Genomic DNA, 20056 nt, shown 5'->3' with positions numbered 1-20056 from the left:
TTATAAGCATGTCTTACATACTCAGACCCTACCAGCAAGAAGCGGTTGAACGTACCGTTTTACATTTTAGGCAAACCAATGATCCTGCTGTTATTGTATTACCGACAGGAGCGGGGAAAAGCCTCGTAATTGCTGAACTTGCGCGCATTGCGAAGCAAAAAATTCTCGTGCTTGCACATGTTAAAGAATTGGTTGAGCAAAACGCGCAAAAATATAAAAGCTTTGGTTTAGAGGCAAGTATATTTTCAGCAGGCCTCAAAGAAAAATCATTAAGTAATCAAGTGACCTTTGCTAGCGTTCAATCCCTGTCTCGCAATTTAGAACAATTAAATGAGCATTATTCGCTGCTAATTATTGATGAATGTCATCGTGTTAATGGTGATGATAAAAGTCAGTACGCAAAAGTTATTAATGCTCTAAAAAAGCATAATCCGCAATTAAAAATTTTAGGCTTAACAGCGACTCCTTACCGTTTAGGATTGGGGTGGATTTACCATCATCATTATCATGGCTTTGTTAAAGGCAGTGATGATAGCTCTTTTAAAAAATGTATATTTGAACTGCCACTTAGATACATGATAAAAAATAACTTTTTAACTCCACCTAACGAAATGGATGTGGCAATAAGCCATTATGATTTTTCATCTTTGAATACCAATGCTTTCGGTCAATACACGACTGCTGATTTGAATACATTACTTAAAAGTAGTCAGCGTGCTACAAAAGCAATTTTAGCGCATGTTATTGACAACAGTAAGCAGCGACAAGGGGTCATGATTTTTGCGGCGACGGTGATGCATGCACAAGAGGTTTTAAGTTACTTGCCTGCAGCAAACAGTGCATTAATTACAGGTGATACAAAAAACCACGAACGCGATAATATAATTGCGCAGTTTAAAGAAAAAAAAATTAAGTTCTTGGTAAATATATCGGTATTAACCACAGGCTTCGATGCCCCACATGTTGATTTCATTGCTATTTTGCGCCCGACTGAGTCAGTGAGTTTGTATCAACAAATAGTGGGGCGTGGTTTAAGGTTAAGCCCCGGCAAAAAAGAGTGTTTAGTAATCGACTATGCCGCAAATGGATTTGATCTATTTCACCCTGAGGTCGGTGTTAAAAAAGGCGATAGTGATAACGAACCCGTACAAGTGTTATGTCCTGGTTGCGGGTTTGCAAATACATTTTGGGGGAAAACTGATTCTAATAACAAAGTGATAGAACATTTTGGCAGGCGCTGCCAAGGTTTACTTGGGGAGGAGGATGCAGAGCAAATTCAATGCGACTATCGCTTCAGGTTTAAAGAGTGTGAACAATGCGGCGCACAAAATGATATCGCTGCACGTCAGTGTCATGAGTGTGGGGGTGTGATGGCCGACCCTGATGACAAGCTTCGTAACGCACTTAACTTAAAAGATGCATTAGTACTTCGCTGCAGTGGGTTAAATGTGACACATCTAAAAGATGAGCTGATAAAAATAAGCTACTTTGATGAAGATGGAACCAGTTGCGATGAGGTGTATAATTTAGCTAGCAAAGGTGGGCAGTTTGTATTTAATAAACATTTTGGCAAGCGGGTAGCCCAAGGGCAAGCACCGATGACATTTTCTAGTGCAGAGGAGGTTATTGCACAACAATATCAATTAATAGCACCAGACTTTGTTATTGCTAGGAAAAATAAAAAGTATGGATGGAAAATAGCCGATAAGTTATTTGATTATACAGGTCGCTTCAGAAAGGCAAATCAGTTAAGTCAGTAGACTTAACTGATAAAGCATTTTAAGTGTCTTGTGGCTCCATTAAGCCCCAGCCGTCACCATAGCCATTTGCATTATTAGCGATGCTTTCAAGATATTGCTCAGCTTGCCCTAATAAAGTGTGCTGAGGTACCATTTTTACTTGTGTGATCACTTCCCACACACCAGTATCTTTACATTTTTCAACTTCGGCATGCTGTACTAAAGCATCTAAAACAATGTCTTTAGCAAACTTTTTTGCATCATCTTGTTGTTCGAATAATATGTAAAAGTCTATTTGGTGCATTTGTGTTAAATCGACACCAGCTTGTGCTATTTCAGCTAGTAATTGACCATTATCATCATCAGGGAATTGCATTAAATACTCATTTAAAATTAATTTGCGTTTATATTGCCTATTGTAACTAAAATCTAGCTTAAACACGTACTAATTTTTTAAAGACTGGGATTTTATATCAATCACTATGGATGATTTAAGTCATTAAGTTAATGTGTCGCTCATTATGGCTATGATAGAATAATCGGTATGATAAAAATATGATTCTAGCGCTAGGTGTAAGGGTATTTACTTGTTTAAACAGATTTTAAATGTTTTCTATGTTGTGTGTTTATTTTTAGCGATGCATAGTTATGCTCAAAGTAAACTTATTAAAAATATTGAAATTGACGGTGTCAGTGGAGACTTAAAAAACAATGTTTCGCTCTACCTTAAACAATTAGTGGGTGAAAAACCTAATCCTACGGTTCGTCGTTATGCCCAACAACAGGTTTTAGAAAGTGTTAAAGCGTTAGGCTATTATAACGCTGATGTTGAAGTGAATTACGAGCGTGATTCAAATGATTTAATCGTTAATATAAATCTAGGCCCTGCAACTCATATTAAAGCGGTTAATATTAAAATAAATGGTGATGCAAAAAATGATGAAGCCATACTCAATGTAATTAAAGATATAAAAATAAAACAAGGTGATGTATTAAATCATGGCGCTTACGAGTCTGCGCATAAAAAAATAGCCTCACAATTATTAAATCTAGGCTATTTTGATGCCAATTGGCCTACCCGAGAATTAGCCATTTCGGTTAAAAATAATACTGCAGATGTTACATTTGTAATCGATTCTGGCGTACGTTATGCCTTTGGCGAAATAAATATTGCCAGTGATACGCCTGCCGATGCTTATATTCGTTCAATTTCTCCATTTTCAAAAGCACAGCCTTATAAAGCCACCCTTATCTCAGACTATAATTTAGCATTATCGAGTATGCCTTATTTTTCCAGTGTGCGTGTTTATGCCGATATTGCAGCGAGAAAAAATGGACAAGTTCCCGTCGAGCTTGACGTTGTTCATAAACCTGATAACAGTTTTGAAATTGGTGGAGGGTTTAACACTGACTTAGGGCCAAAGGTTCGCTTTAAATGGACTAAACCTTGGATCACACAAGATGGCCATTTTTTAGAAAGTAATTTAAATATATCTCAAAAACAGCAAGATATTTCAATGTCATACACTGTGCCGGTTGATGATCCTAATAATGACTTATGGCGCTTAAATGGTGGTTATAAGTTAGAAGATGAATTAACTGAAGGCGTGTACAGTGAAATATTAACAGCACAATTACAACGTCAGTGGTTAACACAAGATAATTGGGTACGCACAGCATTTATTCGCCGAGATGAAGAAGTTTATCGGATAGGCGATGACGAAGAGCAAAATACTGAAATGTTAATGCCTGGTATTTCTTACGCACGTAAGCAAGCTAAAGGCGGTGCAACACCTTATGAAGGGGAGCAGTGGTTAGTATCTGCTGAGTTTGGTTTAGATGATGTTTTCTCTTCGACTAACATTCTCAGAGTGCAACTTAAGTATGCATGGTTAAATACATACGCACAGCGTCATATGTTCTTTGCAAAAGCCAGTTTAGGTGCCATGTTAGTTAACGATATTAGTAATGTTCCTTATTCTTTGCGTTTTTATGCCGGTGGCGATCAAAGTGTCCGTGGCTTTGCCTATCAATCTATCTCACCAAAAGATGACGACGGTGACGCGATAGGTGGTAAATATATGTTCACTAATACCCTTGAATATAATTATCAGTTTGCCACTAATTGGCGTGCTGCATTATTTATAGACTCGGGGACAGCCACCAATGATTTTTCTGATGATTATGAAGTCGGTGCTGGTTTTGGCTTACGTTATATCACGCCAGTGGGGCCCGTAAGGATTGATCATGCTTGGGGTGTAACCAAAGAAAGTAAAAGTACACGATTAAGTATTACCATAGGGCCAGAAATCTAATGTCATTATTTAAAAAAATTGGCGCTACGTTAGCGACCATCGTATTGTTATTAGTCACCACTGTTTTTTGCTTATTATTTACCGCGCCCGGTAATCAATTTATAGCATACAGTGCAAATAACTTAGTGGCAGGCTTACACATTGAACTTAAAAATGGTCGTTTTATTTATAATGACGAATTTAATATAACGTATCGTAATAATGGAATTGATTTTAACGCTCAGCAACTAAAGCTAAATCTTTATTTTTTGCAGTGTGATGGCCTGTGTATAGATAATTTAAGTGCTCAATCTATTGCGTTAACATTGCCTAAAACAGCACAAACGAGCGATGACACCGTAACTGCACCTCTTGAAAAAATACAGTTACCTTTTAATATTGCGATAAAAAATGTCGCGATTAATCGTTTTGAGTTAAATCATGAAAGTGCCGATGTCAGTGTTAAAAACTTTAATTTAACGGCTAAATTGCACGAAAGTGAGCTTAGGTTAAAGCGTTTATTAATTCCTGATATCAGCATTAAATTAAAGCAACAAACGCCCAGCAAACAGCCAAGCAGCTCCGCTATTTTGTCAAAATTGCCCGCTTTACCTAACATCAATTTTGTTTCACCTTTAGATGTCGTCATAGAGCAATTTAGAATTGCGAATACGACTATTTTACAAAACGAGCAAAGTTATACTGTTAAAAACATTGCTATACAAGCTCAGGTAAAAGGCGCTCAAGTAAATGTGCAGCAGTTAGCTGCGCATTATCAACAGTGGCAACTAAGCACTCACTTTAACGGGACGTTAGCTGATAATTTACCACTTACTGCAAATATTGATGTGCAAAACAATGAAAATCAACTGCAACTCGCACTTAATGGGAGTTTGTCTGATTTAAATTTAGAGTTAACTACCCAAGGACAATACCCGTTAACGTTAACAGGCCACACCAATTTACAAAAAGTTAATTACCCTTTTGAATTAAAGGGAGAAATAAATAGTTGGTCGATTAATCGTTCTGCACAAATATTAAAAATAGAAGATGTGGCTTTATCTGCTACTGGTAATGCCGATGATTACAATTTAAATATCGTCGCGCATAGTCAATTAGATGATTACCCACAAGTTACACTAAACACTCAGTTAACAGGCGGGTTAACGCAAGCACAGCTTAATACCTTTAATATAAAAGCAAAAGATAGCCAAGCAACGATATCAGCTAAAGTAAATTGGCAAAACGCCATTGATGTAAGCTTTAACGGTGCACTTAATAACCTAAAAGCCCAATATTTAACTCAAGCAGTAACCAGCGATTTGTCTGGAGAGTTTAACGGTACATTTAATGCCCAAAATACCGATTGGCAATTACAAATGAGCAACACTGAACTCGTTGGTACAGTTAATCAAATCCCTTTGCAGTTAGCATCAAATTTAAGTATTGATAATAATTTTAAAGCAAACATAGATAGCTTTTACTTGATCAGTGGTGATAGTAAATTAAATATAAGTGGTCAAGTGGATGAGCGCTGGCAATTAGCTGGTGAGTTAGTATTACAAGCAGATAAACAGGCTAATTTACCTGTTATTGCACAAGGTAATGGTCACTTTGAAGTAACGGGAGAGCGTTTAACACCTGCTGTTGCTCTTGATTTTATGGTACATCATGCCAACTTTAATGATACTAGCGTGCAGGATGTAGCGATAAAAGGACAGCTTGATAGTGCGACTAACTGGCAAACCCAGTTATCGGTAAAAACGGGTGCAGTTAACGTTGCGGATCAGGTTATTAAAAGTATTACAGTTGATGCAATGGGTAATAAAACAAAGCATCAATTAAATGTTGCGCTTGATGCGCATAGTGGCGAACTCAACTTAGCCCTTAACGGTGGCATCGAAGACACTAAATGGTTAGGTGAAATTACCAACTTAACGGTAAATGATAGCAAAGTAAAAATCGCGAACAATGAAAATATAGCCGTGATGTTTAACTCTAAAACCGGCGATTTTGATGTTAGTGCCCACTGTTGGGCAACAAATGATAGCCGCTTATGTATCGATAAGTTAGCGCAAATTAATAACCAAGGGCAACTTAAAGCGACGCTAAATAATTTAGCACTTAAAGAACTACAGCACCTATTACCAAGAAATATTAAAACCAAAGGAGCTATAACCGCTGATGCTTTGGTTAAATGGCACGCTGGAGCACTTAATACTTTAAACACGCATATTAGTTCTAGCGATATATCTGCGACACTCATTTCACAAGAAAAACGTATTAAATTACCTATCGAAACACTTGATATCACTGCCAGTGCAGATGCAACAACTGGGCAATTAACTGCTCGGTTAGCCTCAAGTGTACTTGGTGAATTAAATGCCGATGTAAACATAAGTGATATCCAAGCTCAGCAAAACTTAAGCGGAGATATTACGATAGACAAGGTTTTACTTGCCAATTTACAACCTTTTATAGATGGCTTTGAGCAATTTACAGGGAATATTAATAGCGCAATAGCGCTATCGGGTTCGGTGAAAGAGCCTTTAATTAATGGGCAATTAAGCATTGCTGACATAGGCTTAACAGGCGAAACGCTACCGATTAGCTTACAGCAATCAAATATTAATATTGCTTTTGATCAAACAACGGCCACGTTAACAGGGCAATTAAACGATCAAGTCGGAGGGAGTGTTGAACTATCGGGTGATATTGATTGGCGTAATGCTCAGCCCGTTATCAATGTGGCTGTGTTAGGCGAGCAATTTTTTGTTCGTGCGCAGCAAGGGGTTGATTTTAAAGTCTCACCCGATCTTAACATTGGCGTGGCTAACAACGCATTAACGCTTGCTGGGCAAGTTGTGGTTCCTTATGGCCGTATTATGATTGAAGAATTGCCAGAAGGTGCCGTGCAAATGAGTGATGATGCTGTGATCATCGATCAATCAAGCGAAAAAGAAGACGCTGTTCCATTTGATTATAAGGTTGATTTAAAGGTCATTGTAAAAAATGACGTTAAAGTTGAGTCATTTGGCTTAGAGTCAAATGTAGAAGGTGACTTAGCGATTAAAATGGCACAAGGTACGCCTATTTTAGCAACTGGTGAGCTTAATTTAGTCAATGGAACATACCTAGCCTTTGGACAAGATTTAGTGATTAGTACAGGGCAGGTCGGGTTTAGTGGTTCAATTGAACAACCGTATTTAAATATAAAAGCAATCAGAAACCCAGATAATACAGCTGATGATGTTATTGCCGGTATTACCTTAACCGGAAATGTAGAAGAGCCAACGTTAACCGTCTTTTCTGAGCCGGCTATGGATCAGGCTCAAGCTTTAGCATATTTACTTAATGGCCAACCGTTAGGCGAAGGTGAAAGCTCTTCAAAAAGTGAAATGCTGACTCAACTGTTACTTTCACAAGGAGTAAGCCGAAGTGAAGGCGTGGTATCAAAAGTTGGCGAAACAATTGGTTTATCTGATGTTAGTTTAAGTTCATCGGGGTCGGGAGATAGCACTAAAGTTGAAATATCAGGTTATATTGCGCCTAGCTTACAAGTGAAATACAGCGTGGGTGTATTTGACTCATTAAGTGAAGTTGCAGTGCGTTATCAATTACTTTCGCAGCTTTATATAGAAGCGACCAGCGGCCTAAATCAAAATTTAGACATACTGTATAAATTTGACTGGAATTAATACTTTCATTTATAAAAAGAGATAATGCATGAATTTACGCTACGCCATCGTTGTTATAGTTGTATTACTCAGTGGTTGCTCTGTCAGTTTTAGTCAACCAGAGCAAGTAAACAAACATACACGATTAAGTACTCACGATATTATAAAAAATGCACCACAGTCGCAGTGGCAACGTGTTCGCTCTGACGATATCGTAAAAATTACGCTACCAACGGGGGCTGCGTACATTCAGCTTAATCCATTATTAGCCCCCCAGCACGTTCAGCAAATTAAGGCCTTAGCTAGAGAGGGATTTTATGAAGGCACAAACATGTATCGTGTTGTTGAGGGGTTTGTAGCGCAAGGAGGAGATGCGACGGGCATTAAAAATATAAAAACAGCCAATAAAACAATCCCTGCTGAATTTTACTTAACAAGCACAAGTCCACTTAAAATCACAGAAATAGGCGGGGATGGGTATGCTCCTCAAACAGGGTTTTTAAATAGTTTTGCTATAGCACAAAATAAGCAAGGTACACAAACATGGCAAGTGCATTGTAACGGTGTTTTTGCAATGGCACGAGATAATAATATTAACAGTGCGAGTACGCAGTTTTATGTCACCATTGGGCAGGGGCCACGTTATTTAGACAAAAATATAACGGTGTTTGGCCGAGTCCTTGAAGGGATGCAACACTTTAATCGGTTACAGCGAGATGTGGTTAATAATCAAACCGTTAACCCAATAGAAAAAGTACAAATACTAAGTGATATTCCCTCAGATAACAGTGTGTTTAGGGTATTAAAAACAGATTCTTCAGCATTTAAAGCATTAATACAAGCACGTAAAAATCGTTATGAAGAATGGTTTGTATATCAACATAATTATATTGATGTATGTGCGGTGCCTATACCAACTCAACGCGTACAATAAATTTAAAAAAGGAACCTATGTTCCTTTTTTAAATGCTATTTTATTTAACTCATAACTATTGGCGGTTAATTTTTACATTAAACGGCGTGTCATTATAATGTGTCGACCGATACGGGTTTATGTCAAGCCCACCACGGCGTGTATAACGCGCATACACTTCTAATTCTTTAATGTTGAGCTGAGTTGTTAAATCACTATAAATGCGCTCTACACATTGTTCGTGGAATTCATTATGTGTTCTAAATGATATTAAATAGCGTAGCAAGGATTCTCGACAAATCTCTTCACCGGTGTAACGTATAATCACACTGGCCCAATCGGGTTGTGAGGTAATTAAACAGTTCGATTTTAATAGGTGGCTATGTAGTGTTTCGGTCACGACCTTGCTGCTGCAAGCATTTAAAGAGCAAGCATCAATATCATAATTATTAATTTCGATATCTAACTCATCAATACATTCACCTGGTAGTGGTGTACAGGCTAGGCAATTGTAATCATCGGCCGAATAAAGTGTTACCTTAACAGTGCTGTTTACTGCATTTGATAGATCGTCTATCAAGTGTTGCTTTACAACCTCAGCGCTTGCAAAACGTGATTGGTTAAAGCTATTTAAATATAACTTAAACGATTTAGACTCTATAATATGGCTACTTTGGCAAGGGAACGTAAATAAAGCCACCGCAACTTGTGGTTTGCCTTTACTATTAAGCCACGATAACTCATAACCAGTCCAAATATCTTGACCTTTAAACGGTAGTTCTGATTCGTCAATATTTAACACGTCACGGTTTAATTTTCGTGCAATTGGGTAAAGTAAACTCGGTGTATAAACATCGACATACTCGGTAGATTGACCAAGTACACTGCCTTTTAGCTCAGGGGAGTCGTTGTAATCTGTCATGTTTGCTCTTAAGTAGTTACAATAACGCTATTATATCTAATTTAAACGAGTTTCACAGTATGTCAGTTAAATTGCAGCTAGAACAATTACATCGCGACTATAGCCAAAAAGTACAACAAAATACGGGTCAGTTACCTGTTATTTTACACGACGCGCAATGGCCAAGCGATTGTGAAATAGCCCCCGTTGATAGCCAAGGTTATATTCAATGGCAAGCTGTTACTCAAAACCCAACCGGTACATTAGATAATTTAGCTAATGCGTTATCACTGAGCTTTCCTAAGACATTAAGTGAATTTTACGGCAGTGTGTATGGTGGTAATATTTTTGCAAGTATCGAAGGGCATGATATTGAGCTTTTACAAACATGGAATAGTGATGATTTTGAGTTGTTACAACAAAATATTACAGGCCATATTTTAATGAAACAAAAGCTTAAGCAGCCCGAAACCGTGTTTATTGGATTAACTGAACAAGAAGATTTACTGGTGAGTGTATTAGTACATACGGGTGAAGTGTGCTTAGAATTTGTTGGCAAAAAAACACATCATGTTTTGGCACCAGACATGAATTCTTTTTTAAGCCAACTTAAACTATGACATAACGCGCTAGAACTACTTGTTCTAGCACTGTGGGATTTATTGAAAATCCCACGACACATTTGATACCAAGCTACAAGGTTCACATCTAAAATCGAATAGCCCAAACCAAGGCTCAGGTAATTTCCATTCACCATCACAACTGGGGCATTTTCGCTCAAGTTCAGACGCTTTATCAGTGCCACCTACACGGTATAAGTAATAGTACACCGGTTTCTTGGTTAAAAAACTAATGCGTTTAGTAATGTCTTTTCCACGACGATATAAGTCACTTTGTGTACTTGATATCTCTTCAAGGGCTGGAAATTCACAACGTGTAGCGCCATTAATTTGGATTTGGTCACATGCTTGCCAATCTTCTTGCCATTTTATTAAGGTTTTATAGTCACCATTGGCAATCGCTGGAATGTTAAATAACGGTACGGGTAAAAAATCATCGCCGCAATACAATGGGCTGCAAGTATGTACATAGGTTGTATACAAAATATAGCTAGAAGGGCTTTCACAGCGATCAGCGCCATTTGAATGAATGTCTTGACCGACAATTTTTACTTTCGGCGCAAGTAAACCCGCGCTATGGAGTAATTCAATACTGTGCTTTACAAACGGGCTATTATTTAACGGATGCATGGCATCTTCTGTAGGACACATTACTCGTGTAATAAAAAAGCCATCTTTTAACACAGTAGGGAATTCTTCACCCATTATTTGCCCATTAAAGCGCAGGGCATTAACAACACGATTTATCGCAAGCTCAGCTTGCGATAACGTTGTATCTTGGTAGCAATCAAAAGTCAGATCAACGACAAACATTTATTTTCTCTAGTTATTTACTTTCAAGTAGTGTGAGTAAGCGGTCTAACTTTTGCTCTATTCTGCCTAGTTGAGAGTCAGTGACGGGGGGCGTTGTTTCGCTATGTGGGTTTTTTACAAAATTATGAATTGAATCTGGGTTATTTTTATACTGACTAACCGCTGCAATAATCACTGGCATAGGCACGTTTTGTGCTAAGCGACTTTTGGTTAATGCGACGGTAGGTGTTTTTCCTTCATCAAGAAGGGTTTTTATTGCATCGAAAACGATTGAATTCATTAGATTGTTAACTCTTTAAAAAATAAAACGCACCATGTACATGGTGCGTGTGGGATATAATATCAATAAATTTAGAAGGGCACATTAAATATGTTTATTTACCTTGGCGTAACCTAACATCAAGCTCATCAACCACTTCACTCCATGCGCCATCTTCGTTAAGAGACTCAGTTAAAAAGTGTTTTTGAGCTTCGTCCCAAAAAGGAGCATCTTGTAACAAGGTCGTATCTTGGATCTTATGAGTGGCGATAAATTCATCTATTTGTGCATCTGAGCTTGCAAGACCAAGTTGTGCAAATAATGTATTGATGTTGTTCTGGGTCAAATCCATGGTGTGACTCCTATGTTGAATTACGTTAATTCTATGAATAACACTAATTGAATTTACTTTAACTGGCGCTGAATTAGCTAAATTATACATTTTGTGAACAGCGGTATATAGTAAGTAGGCTACTTACGACGTGAAAGTTTTAATTGAGTAATCCCTATGACCCTCTGTTAAAGGAAGTGCCATGATAGATAAAAAAGTGGAACAATTACATGTAAAAAATTTAACTGCTGAAGATATTAGCATCGCAGCAAGCCTTATTTATCAGGCTTATCATGATGATCCTATTTTACAGACACTTTTCAATTACCAGCCAGATACGGCCAAAAATTATGAAAAAAAACTACGCTCGTTAATTCGTGAAGAGTTAAATAGTTTTTGGCAAGAAAAGCAGCCGCTAATTGGTTTGTATAATAATGAAAGGTTAAAGGCTGTAACGTGTCTGTTTTCTGCAAATAGTGAGTTACAAGCAGAGCGTTTTTGGCATTGGCGTTTAAAGTTAATGCTCAGCGCCGGTTACATACAAACCAATCAATTAATAAAAAAAGAAAAAACCATTAGAGACGAACTGAATCGTTTTGGTAATTATTATTACTTAGCATTCATCGCAGTTGACCCACATTTTCAAGGTCAAGGTTATGGGCGTGCGCTTTTACAAGCACTCGATGATTTACTAAACACAAATCCAACATCATCTGGTTTTGCCGTTTTTGTAACACGTCACGAACACAACGCTTTTTTTGCGAGTGAAGGATTTGAGTATATTAAAAAGCTCGAATTTAATCATGTATCAGGGCAATTGTTGTTTAAATCGGTAAAGTGACAAAAAATTAAGATGAAATACATTAATTTTCAGTATCAAAACGGACAATTGACCGTGAGATATCTCTTACATTGGTGTAGGTGTTTATAGTAATTTGCCAGTTAAAGGTAACCATATTTAATCTAACCTATTGTTTCAAATGTAGTTAACGTTTTTTAACATTTTGTGACTGTTTGTATGTTTTTTTTCAGTACTATCCTCTCTACGCTTTTGCTTTAAACTTTACCTTGTCAAGACGACATGGCTCAAAGGATGAGTTACTGCCAAGGATTATGGAATAGGCACATAGCAAGAAGCTCGCAGGAAGCAAAAAGGACAAGTTAAAAAGGATACAAGGAAAGATAAGGAAGTGCATGGAGCACATAAGTAGCTTGGAGCTACTAAAAGGAATAATAACCAAGGACGATGCTACAGGATGTAGTGGAGCGTTAGTTTACGCAGGAATAGCCAGGGTGGTTTAAAGGATATCGCAAGGTGGCGATGTGAGGGTTTCAAGTTTGAACTCGTTCAATGGATGATAAAAGGGAAGAGTAAAAGGATTTATTAGCAATGGATGCAGTCCAATTGGGGCGTAACTATAAGTTACGCCTTAGTTTTTTGTGCAGTATAAAAATATAATTATGTCGTTTTTTAACTAGCAAAAATACAGACTTATATTTTGTGGGGGGGCACAACCACACTTTTTAAATATTCATTTTCCATAATTAACACTCCCTGATAAGCGTTTTCGCCATCACTAGAGAACTCAAATATAAACTCGCTTTTAATACCCGGTTTACTATTTTTTAAAAATCCAAATCGACGTTTAGAACAAGCCACACTCATTAATTGCACTTGTAACTGCTCACTTTGACGTTTAGCGTGTACATTTGCAGCTTCAGCTATTTTTCGGTTCAGCCAAAATAAATAAATTACACTGCCAATGAGTATAAATGTCCATAAACTTGCCATTTAAGAAAATAACCTTCCAATTGACCGAGCAAGTGCTTCGCTGCGGTTTTCTTTACGTAATAAAGCTAATAAATGTGGGCGGATTGTAGGAATTGCAACTAAATCAGCAAAAATACTAACAAAAAGTTCATCAATTTCTTTATGTTGTGCACAACATTCCATAAAGCTGTGCAAACGTTCGGGGTTTTCTAATTGATTAAAACAGCGCCCTGCAATGGTTAAAAGTAGATCAGAATTTAATGCTAATTCTGACCTTAAAATATCATCAACTAATTGTGCAGTTAATCCTTGCGCTTGTGCTTTAGACATTGCACGCAGTGCGGCAGTGGTTGCAATCGCATCGTTGTTTTTAATACCGTGTTGAGCGTAGTTAAAAAGTTGCTCACTTAATGAGGTTGGGATCTCAACATGTTCAAGCATCGCGCTCAATGGTGTTAATACCTCAACCGGTAAATGAGGCCATGCTTGGTTCAACATTGCTAAGTTATTATCGTGCTCTAATCGCATGGCAAAATCAGCTAGGCCTTGTAGAGCAACATGCTGCCAGCACTCTAAGCCTATTTTTCCAGTAAAATAAAGTTGTGTATGTTCATAATGCTGTGAGGCGGGTTGTTTTAACAAAACCTTTAATTGGGCATTAAAAGCAGCGAGCTTATTGGCGTTTGGGGTAAAAACATATGGATTATTATCTAATTTACCATCGGCTTGCTCACCGGTTATTTCACTCCCGAGGGCTTCAATAACCATATTAGCGAAATGATCGCGCGTTGCACTGACCAATTTACTTTGCTCATCAACTGGAAACTTTAAAAACCAGACATAAGGTTCTTTACTGGCTTTAGCATCCCAAAATTGAATGGCTAACCACGCATGGCCTGACAGCGGATAAGGGTAAGGTATTTGCGTTTGCTCAATCGCTAAAAATTGTTTTTTATCTAATTTAGTGATGTGTCTTCCAATATCGAAAGCGCGCCATTGCGTACCCGCACCATCTAAAAGTTGCCCTAGTGTGGCTATTTGCTCACTCATTGTGTTCTCAACTGTTTTTACTGCAAAATTATGTTAATTATACGCCATAGCAGGCATTGAGGGAACAGGGTATAATTGCGCTAATTATTTTTTTGAGACCGGTTATGCATCAACAAACTCACGCTTATATTGTACGATTAACCTCGCTTTTACAGCAGCATAAACTTTGGCAAACTTCGCCAATATCACCATGTGCATTACAATCGAATGTCCCATTTTGTCATGATACGATGGCATTTGAGCAGTGGTTGCAGTTTGTTTTTATAGAAAAAATACAATATATAATTGATCAAAAGCAGCCTTTACCTCGCAACTTTGCGATTGCGCCAATGGCGCAAATGATGTTGGCAAATCAACCGGGCAGTGCTGATATTATTGATGTTTTAAACCAATTAGATACATTGTTAGGTGATGAAAATGACTGAGCGCCCAGTGGCTATTGAGTACGGTGAACTAAACATCTTATTTCAAGATGAAAACTATGTAGCCATTGATAAACCGTCGGGGTTATTAGTGCATCGCTCATTTTTAGATAAACACGAAACGCAATTTGCTATGCAAATGTTGCGCGACCAGCTAGGGCAACATGTGTTTCCAGTTCATCGGCTCGATAGGCCAACATCTGGGGTACTATTATTTGCTTTAAGCTCTGAAGCAGCCCGCGACATGAACCAATTATTTATTGATGGAACGATTAGCAAACGGTATTTAGCATTAGTGAGAGGGTTTGCGCCTGAGTCGGTATTTTTAGATAAACCACTTAAAGAAGAGCTCGATAAAATAGCCGACAAATTTGCTGATCAGAATAAAGCAGCGCAATCAGCGCAAACTCAATTTAATTGTTTGCACCAAGCTAGTTTGCCTATTCCGATTGGGAAGTACCCGACGGTGCGTTACTCATTAGTTGAGTGTTTTCCAAAAACTGGACGAAAACATCAAATACGCCGCCATTTAAAGCATTTATCGTTACCTATTATTGGTGATGTAAATCATGGTGATAATCAACATAACCAATTTTTTAGAGAGCATTTTGCATTAAGACGCTTAATGTTATTTGCTACGCAATTAAGCTTTGTTCACCCTTATACAAAGCAACACATTACAATTAAAGCGCCACTGGGCGCTGCCATGTTAAATATATGTCAGCAACTGGGGTGGCCACATCAAGAAGAGGATTATTAATGGCTCATATTAGTATTTTTGTCGGTAGTGTAAACGGTGGCGCAGAACGCTTGAGTGTCGATATCGCTAAACAACTTGATCAAGCGGGGCACGAGTCAACAGTGATCATGGATGCTTCCGTTGATGATATAAAAAATGCAAAAAACATATTAGTGATCACCTCAACGACCGGGCAAGGAGATATTCCTAGCAATTTAGCCGGCCTTTATTTTGCACTTAATAGCACTTTTCCTATGTTAACAGATAAGCCATTTGGCATTATTGCGATGGGTGATAGATGCTATGGCGATACATTTTGCGGTGCAGGGCGCAGCTTTGATGAATTATTACGTGACTTACAAGCAAAACCGGTTGGCAGTCGATTAGAAATTGATGCCAGTGTTGATTATGACCCTTTACCAGTTGCCCAGCCATGGTTAAATTCATGGCTAAATAAATTACAAGCGTAGTTTATGACTCAATTATGATTAAACACCATCGAAAAGTAGTAACGTAACTCACTTATAGTGGGAAAATGTAAGCGACGACAAATGAACTCAACACAAACGGCTATTATTTTAGCTAAGCAGTTTGGCTTAAGTGATGCTTTGCAAGCATCGATATCACCGATAGGCAATGGTCATATTAATAGTACATTGCTGTTAAAAACACCTAAGCATGCCTTGGTGCTACAACAATTAAATAACCAGGTCTTTCCCTCATTAACCTCGTTGGTTAAAAATGCCCGTTTAATTGAACAGCATTTATCGGCTAAAAAAGCGATAGGGAACTATAACCTTAATATTATTCGCCATATTATTAGTTGTGATGAAAACTACTTAGTAGAACACAATGGCGGCACTTGGCGTGCTTTAGGTTTAATTGAACATACTTATAGCGAAGATGTGGTCAATAATGCAGAGCAAGCTTATACCGCAGCTAATGCTTTTGGGCAATTTGCGGCGGCACTGGCCGATTTTGATGCACAACAATTACACGCTGTTATTCCTGACTTTCATAATCTTGCTATGCGTGCACAGCAATTTAAAAATGTAGTTAATAGCAATGCATTTAATCGGGTTGCTCAGTGCCAAGCTGAGATTGATTTTTGCTTTGAACAGTTTAATTTAATTACAGAATTAGAGGCAATTGAAGCGTCATTACCTGTGCGTGTATGCCATAACGATACAAAAATAAATAACATGCTGTTTTGTAATCATACTGACAACGCCAGCGCTGTGATTGATTTAGATACTTGTATGTCGGGTTATTGGCTATATGATTTTGGTGATATGGTACGGACATTTTGCTCGCCAGAGCAAGAAGACTCACTTAATTTAACCAAGGTAAAAATTAGAGAAGATATATTTTTAGCCTTAGCTAAAGGGTATTTAGCCCCATTAAAAGGGATAATCACACCACAAGAAAAGCACAGCTTTTGGGTAGGTACTAAGGTGATGACCTTTATGATTGGTTTACGCTTTTTAACAGATTATCTCGATGGTGATAGTTACTTTAGTGTTAAGCATAAACAACACAACCTGCAGCGCGCACAAAATCAATTTGCGCTTTATCGTGATATTTTAGCAAAACAAAACACACTACAAGCCCTGTTATCGCAGTTATAAAAATGGGTGTTTAAACCCATTTTTATGTATTTTATCAGGCGGTTATTGGTTAAAAGTTATCTTTGTAGCGTCTGATGCTGGCAAAATTAGCCCAGGGCTCATTAGCATCACTTTGATGAATAAAGGCTTCGGGTATGGTGTGAGTGATATGCGCTAATTGACTGCGCATAAAGGGGTTTATTTTCATTTCTTGGGCAATAGTGGTAGGTAAAGTTATTTGATTTTGCTTACGTAAATCATCTACCTTTGCGCTGTAAGCTTTTAGTGCTTCGTTATTGGGTTCAATTGCTTTGGCAAAGGCCAGGTTAGCTTGAGTGTACTCATGGGTACAATACACTTTGCAAGTGGGTTGAAGTTCAGCAAGGGCGTTAAATGATTGCCACATTTGTTGCGCTGTGCCTTCAAATAACCGACCACATCCACCACTAAATAATGTATCGCCAGTAAATGCAATCGCCTCGTTAACGTAACAAATGTGATCTAACGTATGCCCAGGAGTCGTTAACACGGTAAAAGTCGTATTGAGCACCGTAATGGTATCGTTATTTGTTAAAGGGTGTGTAATACCTTTAAAAGGGCTGTTATTAGGCCCATATACTTTACATTGAGGAAATAATTTAATCAGCTGATTTACACCGTCAGTATGATCATAGTGATGGTGAGTAATTAAAATCGCCTCTAACGTTAAATTATTTTTAGTTAATTCATCAATTACAGGTTGTGCTTGGCCTGGGTCAACCACAATAGCTTGATTGTCTGCATTGTGAGTTAAACACCAAATGTAATTATCGGAAAATGCTTTAATAGCTTTAACTTGCACCATGGTAAGTAGGCCTATACAGTAATAAATTATGCATAGTATAACGAGTGAATGAAATGAAACCAGCCCTGAATTTCCAAGATGGTCCAAAGCCACTGTCGTGGCAGCAGTTTCCGCATGGAGATTATTTACGTAGCGGTATAGAGCGTAAGATGCAGCGCTGGCTGCCTCGTATGTTTGGTTACCATATGTTAAAGCTGGGGAGTTTAAGTGCCGAAATAAACACGCATGCGAGTACTATTAAACACCAAGTTTGTGTTGCTCAAGCGGGTGAATATACCGGAGTCATCGCCGATATAGACGAACTGCCTTTTTATGAGCACAGTGTCGATGCTTGCATTTTAAATCATTGTTTAGAGTACCACAGTGATCCGCATCATATATTACGCGAAGCCCACCGTACGTTATTACCCGGTGGATATATGGTGATCACAGGTTTTAATCCATTTAGTTTGTGTGGTTTAGCGCAGCTTTTACCTTTTAGCCAGCAAAAGCTTCCGTGGACTGGACGATTTTTTACCCCTGCAAGGGTTAAAGACTGGTTAAATTTATTAGGGTTTGAAATTATCAGTGATGAGCGATTTATTTACTCATCACTAGCAAGAGGTAGTCGGTTGTCGAGGTTTGCATTTTGGCGCAGTTTTACTAAGCAATACTTAAAACCAATGGGCAGTGTTTATATGCTTGTAGCCCGAAAACGAGTAGCCCCTCTTACACCAATAAAACCTAAATGGCATGCTCGCCCGCAGTTTTCACCGATAAAGGGGGCAGGGCTTAGACAAACGTCAAAACAGCACTTTAACCCGTGTGAGCAAAAAAATAACCGTTAAGCTTGATAGCCGGTATCGTCTAATAAATCTTTACTGCCGGCTGCATCGCGTGCTAAGTCATCAACAATTTCATTGTACTTATGTCCACTGTGGCCTTTAATCCATTTCCAGGTCACGGTGTGTTCGCTACAGGCTTTGTCTAATCGTTTCCATAAGTCTACATTTTTAACGGGTTTTTTTGCTGATGTCATCCAGCCTCGTTTTTTCCAATTAGCAATCCAAGATTCAATACCTTGTTTTACATATTGACTGTCGGTTGTTAAATTGACAGTACATGCACGATTGAGTGATTCTAGCGCGACAATGGCCGCCATCATTTCCATTCTGTTATTGGTTGTTAACTTATAACCTTGGCTTAATTTCTTTTCATGGCCGTTATAAATCATAAAAATTCCATACCCGCCGGGGCCTGGATTACCTAAACATGACCCATCGGTATAAATCTCTACGGTTTTTTGCACTGTTTTACCTTGATATTATGTACAATAAAGTGATTATAGAAAGATACCAGAGTCAGGCAAAATTCGATATGGCACACAGACAAATAGTTTTAGATACAGAAACCACGGGTATAGACCCAAAACAAGGGCACCGCATTATAGAAATTGGCTGTGTAGAGTTGGTTAATCGACGCTTAACAGGTAATAACTTTCATGTTTATATTAATCCGCAACGCAGTATCGAAGAAGAGGCGATTGATGTTCATGGTATTACCAATGAGTTTTTACGAGATAAACCGCTTTATCATCAAATAGCGCAAGAATTTTTTGACTATATAAAAGGGGCCGAGTTAGTTATTCATAACGCCGCGTTCGATATTGGCCATATGGATAATGAATTCTCGTTACTTAATCAGGGTTATCCAAAAACGGATACTTTTTGCCAAGTTCTCGACACCCTTAAAATGGCGCGTGACTTGCATCCAGGTCAAAAGAACAATCTAGATGCGTTATGTCGCCGATATGATGTAGATAACGCTAAGCGTACCTTACACGGCGCCTTACTGGATTCTGAAATATTAGCTGACGTTTATCTGGCGATGACCGGCGGGCAAACTAAGCTAAATTTAAATCAAAATAAAGGCGATGGCTCAGAACAACAGCAAGATGGGATTCGACGCTTAAGCAGTGACCGCTCACCATTAGTGGTTGTTCATGCCAGTGCTGAAGAACTTCAAGCGCATGAAGCCAGATTAGACATCGTTAATAACGAAGGTAGCCCATGTTTGTGGCGTACTGAATAAGGGAAA

The 20056-nt window shown here is 38.2% G+C and carries 21 protein-coding genes; 12 read left to right on the top strand and 9 right to left on the bottom strand.

Translation table 11 applies throughout. The features are described 5' to 3' along the window. Positions 1–8 precede the first annotated feature (8 nt). Positions 9–1760 carry a DEAD/DEAH box helicase gene (locus J8L70_RS00230; protein ID WP_211053466.1) on the top strand — a complete coding sequence of 584 codons (1752 nt, stop codon included), beginning with the start codon at positions 9–11 and terminating at the stop codon, positions 1758–1760. 19 nt (positions 1761–1779) lie between these two features. On the opposite strand, the gene J8L70_RS00225 is transcribed toward J8L70_RS00230, so the two are convergent. Beyond that, positions 1780–2115: a ribonuclease E inhibitor RraB gene (locus J8L70_RS00225; protein WP_211053465.1), complete on the bottom strand. Its 336-nt coding sequence runs from the start codon at positions 2113–2115 to the stop codon at positions 1780–1782. Positions 2116–2377: 262 nt separating this feature from the next. Here J8L70_RS00225 and J8L70_RS00220 point away from each other — a divergent pair, with 262 nt between their 5' ends. The 3 genes from J8L70_RS00220 to J8L70_RS00210 are packed head-to-tail and all read left to right on the top strand — an operon-like array spanning position 2378 to position 8644. After that, on the top strand, positions 2378–4054 hold the full coding sequence (locus J8L70_RS00220) for an autotransporter assembly complex family protein (protein WP_211053983.1): 1677 nt from the start codon (positions 2378–2380) through the stop codon (positions 4052–4054). Beyond that, entirely contained in the window at positions 4054–7731 is a 3678-nt protein-coding gene (locus tag J8L70_RS00215; protein WP_211053464.1) for a translocation/assembly module TamB domain-containing protein, read from the top strand. Before J8L70_RS00220 ends, J8L70_RS00215 begins: the two co-directional genes overlap by 1 nt. A 28-nt stretch (positions 7732–7759) precedes the next feature. Next, positions 7760–8644, top strand: coding sequence for a peptidylprolyl isomerase (locus J8L70_RS00210; protein WP_211053463.1), 885 nt, complete (start codon positions 7760–7762; stop codon positions 8642–8644). Positions 8645–8699: 55 nt separating this feature from the next. Here the strand turns inward: J8L70_RS00210 and queF are convergent, their stop codons facing one another. After that, entirely contained in the window at positions 8700–9545 is an 846-nt protein-coding gene (gene queF, locus J8L70_RS00205; protein ID WP_211053462.1) for an NADPH-dependent 7-cyano-7-deazaguanine reductase QueF, read from the bottom strand. Positions 9546–9604: 59 nt separating this feature from the next. Between queF and syd the strand changes: the two genes are divergently transcribed. Next, positions 9605–10144: a SecY-interacting protein gene (gene syd / locus J8L70_RS00200; RefSeq protein ID WP_211053461.1), complete on the top strand. Its 540-nt coding sequence runs from the start codon at positions 9605–9607 to the stop codon at positions 10142–10144. 39 nt (positions 10145–10183) lie between these two features. Here the strand turns inward: syd and J8L70_RS00195 are convergent, their stop codons facing one another. From J8L70_RS00195 to J8L70_RS00185, 3 genes are all read right to left on the bottom strand, one after another. Then, on the bottom strand, positions 10184–10957 hold the full coding sequence (locus J8L70_RS00195; protein WP_211053460.1) for a Zn-ribbon-containing protein: 774 nt from the start codon (positions 10955–10957) through the stop codon (positions 10184–10186). A gap of 13 nt (positions 10958–10970) precedes the next feature. Further along, a complete protein-coding gene (locus tag J8L70_RS00190; RefSeq protein ID WP_211053459.1) occupies positions 10971–11237 on the bottom strand; it encodes a hypothetical protein in 267 nt (88 codons plus the stop codon). A 94-nt stretch (positions 11238–11331) separates the two neighbouring features. Then, complete coding sequence (locus J8L70_RS00185; RefSeq protein WP_211053458.1) at positions 11332–11568, bottom strand: DUF2789 domain-containing protein; 237 nt, start codon at positions 11566–11568, stop codon at positions 11332–11334. Positions 11569–11749: 181 nt separating this feature from the next. On the opposite strand from J8L70_RS00185, the gene J8L70_RS00180 reads away from it, so the two are divergent. After that, positions 11750–12388 carry a GNAT family N-acetyltransferase gene (locus J8L70_RS00180; RefSeq protein ID WP_211053457.1) on the top strand — a complete coding sequence of 213 codons (639 nt, stop codon included), beginning with the start codon at positions 11750–11752 and terminating at the stop codon, positions 12386–12388. Between the two features lie 651 nt (positions 12389–13039). On the opposite strand, the gene J8L70_RS00175 is transcribed toward J8L70_RS00180, so the two are convergent. Together J8L70_RS00175 and J8L70_RS00170 are read right to left on the bottom strand one after the other, a co-directional pair. Next, positions 13040–13339 carry a DUF3301 domain-containing protein gene (locus J8L70_RS00175; protein ID WP_211053456.1) on the bottom strand — a complete coding sequence of 100 codons (300 nt, stop codon included), beginning with the start codon at positions 13337–13339 and terminating at the stop codon, positions 13040–13042. Next, positions 13340–14368 (bottom strand): DUF3549 family protein, encoded by a 1029-nt coding sequence (locus tag J8L70_RS00170; RefSeq protein WP_211053455.1) that lies wholly within the window; start codon positions 14366–14368, stop codon positions 13340–13342. Between the two features lie 104 nt (positions 14369–14472). On the opposite strand from J8L70_RS00170, the gene J8L70_RS00165 reads away from it, so the two are divergent. From J8L70_RS00165 to J8L70_RS00150, 4 genes are all read left to right on the top strand, one after another. Beyond that, the gene (locus J8L70_RS00165) at positions 14473–14793 is read left to right on the top strand and encodes a YqcC family protein (protein ID WP_211053454.1); all 321 of its coding nucleotides are present in this window, start codon (positions 14473–14475) and stop codon (positions 14791–14793) included. After that, on the top strand, positions 14786–15550 hold the full coding sequence (truC, locus tag J8L70_RS00160) for a tRNA pseudouridine(65) synthase TruC (RefSeq protein ID WP_211053453.1): 765 nt from the start codon (positions 14786–14788) through the stop codon (positions 15548–15550). Before J8L70_RS00165 ends, truC begins: the two co-directional genes overlap by 8 nt. After that, a complete protein-coding gene (locus J8L70_RS00155) occupies positions 15550–15999 on the top strand; it encodes a flavodoxin domain-containing protein (protein ID WP_211053452.1) in 450 nt (149 codons plus the stop codon). Before truC ends, J8L70_RS00155 begins: the two co-directional genes overlap by 1 nt. Positions 16000–16080: 81 nt before the next feature. Further along, complete coding sequence (locus J8L70_RS00150) at positions 16081–17157, top strand: aminoglycoside phosphotransferase family protein (RefSeq protein ID WP_211053451.1); 1077 nt, start codon at positions 16081–16083, stop codon at positions 17155–17157. A gap of 49 nt (positions 17158–17206) precedes the next feature. On the opposite strand, the gene gloB is transcribed toward J8L70_RS00150, so the two are convergent. Further along, positions 17207–17980, bottom strand: a complete 774-nt coding sequence (gloB, locus tag J8L70_RS00145; protein WP_211053450.1) for a hydroxyacylglutathione hydrolase — start codon at positions 17978–17980, stop codon at positions 17207–17209. A 53-nt stretch (positions 17981–18033) separates the two neighbouring features. Here gloB and J8L70_RS00140 point away from each other — a divergent pair, with 53 nt between their 5' ends. After that, positions 18034–18807: a class I SAM-dependent methyltransferase gene (locus J8L70_RS00140; protein ID WP_211053449.1), complete on the top strand. Its 774-nt coding sequence runs from the start codon at positions 18034–18036 to the stop codon at positions 18805–18807. Here J8L70_RS00140 and rnhA read toward each other — a convergent pair. Continuing rightward, positions 18804–19268 (bottom strand): ribonuclease HI, encoded by a 465-nt coding sequence (gene rnhA, locus J8L70_RS00135; RefSeq protein ID WP_211053448.1) that lies wholly within the window; start codon positions 19266–19268, stop codon positions 18804–18806. The genes J8L70_RS00140 and rnhA overlap by 4 nt on opposite strands. Positions 19269–19336: 68 nt before the next feature. Here rnhA and dnaQ point away from each other — a divergent pair, with 68 nt between their 5' ends. Then, on the top strand, positions 19337–20050 hold the full coding sequence (gene dnaQ / locus J8L70_RS00130; protein WP_211053447.1) for a DNA polymerase III subunit epsilon: 714 nt from the start codon (positions 19337–19339) through the stop codon (positions 20048–20050). Positions 20051–20056: the final 6 nt, after the last annotated feature.

The sequence above is a fragment of the Pseudoalteromonas sp. MMG010 genome (assembly GCF_018100905.1).
GTDB lineage: Bacteria > Pseudomonadota > Gammaproteobacteria > Enterobacterales > Alteromonadaceae > Pseudoalteromonas.
Note: the sequence above shows the minus strand (reverse complement) of the source record. Positions and strands in the feature narration are given on the sequence as shown.

Excerpts from the sequence above, each read along its gene's own strand:
- J8L70_RS00165 (WP_211053454.1), top strand. The coding sequence starts at position 14,473 with ATGCATCAACAAACTCACGCTTATATTGTACGATTAACCTCGCTTTTA.
- queF (WP_211053462.1), bottom strand. The coding sequence starts at position 9,545 with ATGACAGATTACAACGACTCCCCTGAGCTAAAAGGCAGTGTACTTGGT.
- J8L70_RS00210 (WP_211053463.1), top strand. The coding sequence starts at position 7,760 with ATGAATTTACGCTACGCCATCGTTGTTATAGTTGTATTACTCAGTGGT.
- J8L70_RS00150 (WP_211053451.1), top strand. The coding sequence starts at position 16,081 with ATGAACTCAACACAAACGGCTATTATTTTAGCTAAGCAGTTTGGCTTA.
- truC (WP_211053453.1), top strand. The coding sequence starts at position 14,786 with ATGACTGAGCGCCCAGTGGCTATTGAGTACGGTGAACTAAACATCTTA.
- J8L70_RS00220 (WP_211053983.1), top strand. The coding sequence starts at position 2,378 with ATGCATAGTTATGCTCAAAGTAAACTTATTAAAAATATTGAAATTGAC.
- J8L70_RS00180 (WP_211053457.1), top strand. The coding sequence starts at position 11,750 with ATGATAGATAAAAAAGTGGAACAATTACATGTAAAAAATTTAACTGCT.
- J8L70_RS00230 (WP_211053466.1), top strand. The coding sequence starts at position 9 with ATGTCTTACATACTCAGACCCTACCAGCAAGAAGCGGTTGAACGTACC.
- J8L70_RS00195 (WP_211053460.1), bottom strand. The coding sequence starts at position 10,957 with ATGTTTGTCGTTGATCTGACTTTTGATTGCTACCAAGATACAACGTTA.
- J8L70_RS00225 (WP_211053465.1), bottom strand. The coding sequence starts at position 2,115 with ATGCAATTCCCTGATGATGATAATGGTCAATTACTAGCTGAAATAGCA.
- J8L70_RS00170 (WP_211053455.1), bottom strand. The coding sequence starts at position 14,368 with ATGAGTGAGCAAATAGCCACACTAGGGCAACTTTTAGATGGTGCGGGT.
- J8L70_RS00140 (WP_211053449.1), top strand. The coding sequence starts at position 18,034 with ATGAAACCAGCCCTGAATTTCCAAGATGGTCCAAAGCCACTGTCGTGG.
- syd (WP_211053461.1), top strand. The coding sequence starts at position 9,605 with ATGTCAGTTAAATTGCAGCTAGAACAATTACATCGCGACTATAGCCAA.
- J8L70_RS00155 (WP_211053452.1), top strand. The coding sequence starts at position 15,550 with ATGGCTCATATTAGTATTTTTGTCGGTAGTGTAAACGGTGGCGCAGAA.
- gloB (WP_211053450.1), bottom strand. The coding sequence starts at position 17,980 with ATGGTGCAAGTTAAAGCTATTAAAGCATTTTCCGATAATTACATTTGG.
- J8L70_RS00190 (WP_211053459.1), bottom strand. The coding sequence starts at position 11,237 with ATGAATTCAATCGTTTTCGATGCAATAAAAACCCTTCTTGATGAAGGA.
- dnaQ (WP_211053447.1), top strand. The coding sequence starts at position 19,337 with ATGGCACACAGACAAATAGTTTTAGATACAGAAACCACGGGTATAGAC.
- J8L70_RS00175 (WP_211053456.1), bottom strand. The coding sequence starts at position 13,339 with ATGGCAAGTTTATGGACATTTATACTCATTGGCAGTGTAATTTATTTA.
- J8L70_RS00185 (WP_211053458.1), bottom strand. The coding sequence starts at position 11,568 with ATGGATTTGACCCAGAACAACATCAATACATTATTTGCACAACTTGGT.
- J8L70_RS00215 (WP_211053464.1), top strand. The coding sequence starts at position 4,054 with ATGTCATTATTTAAAAAAATTGGCGCTACGTTAGCGACCATCGTATTG.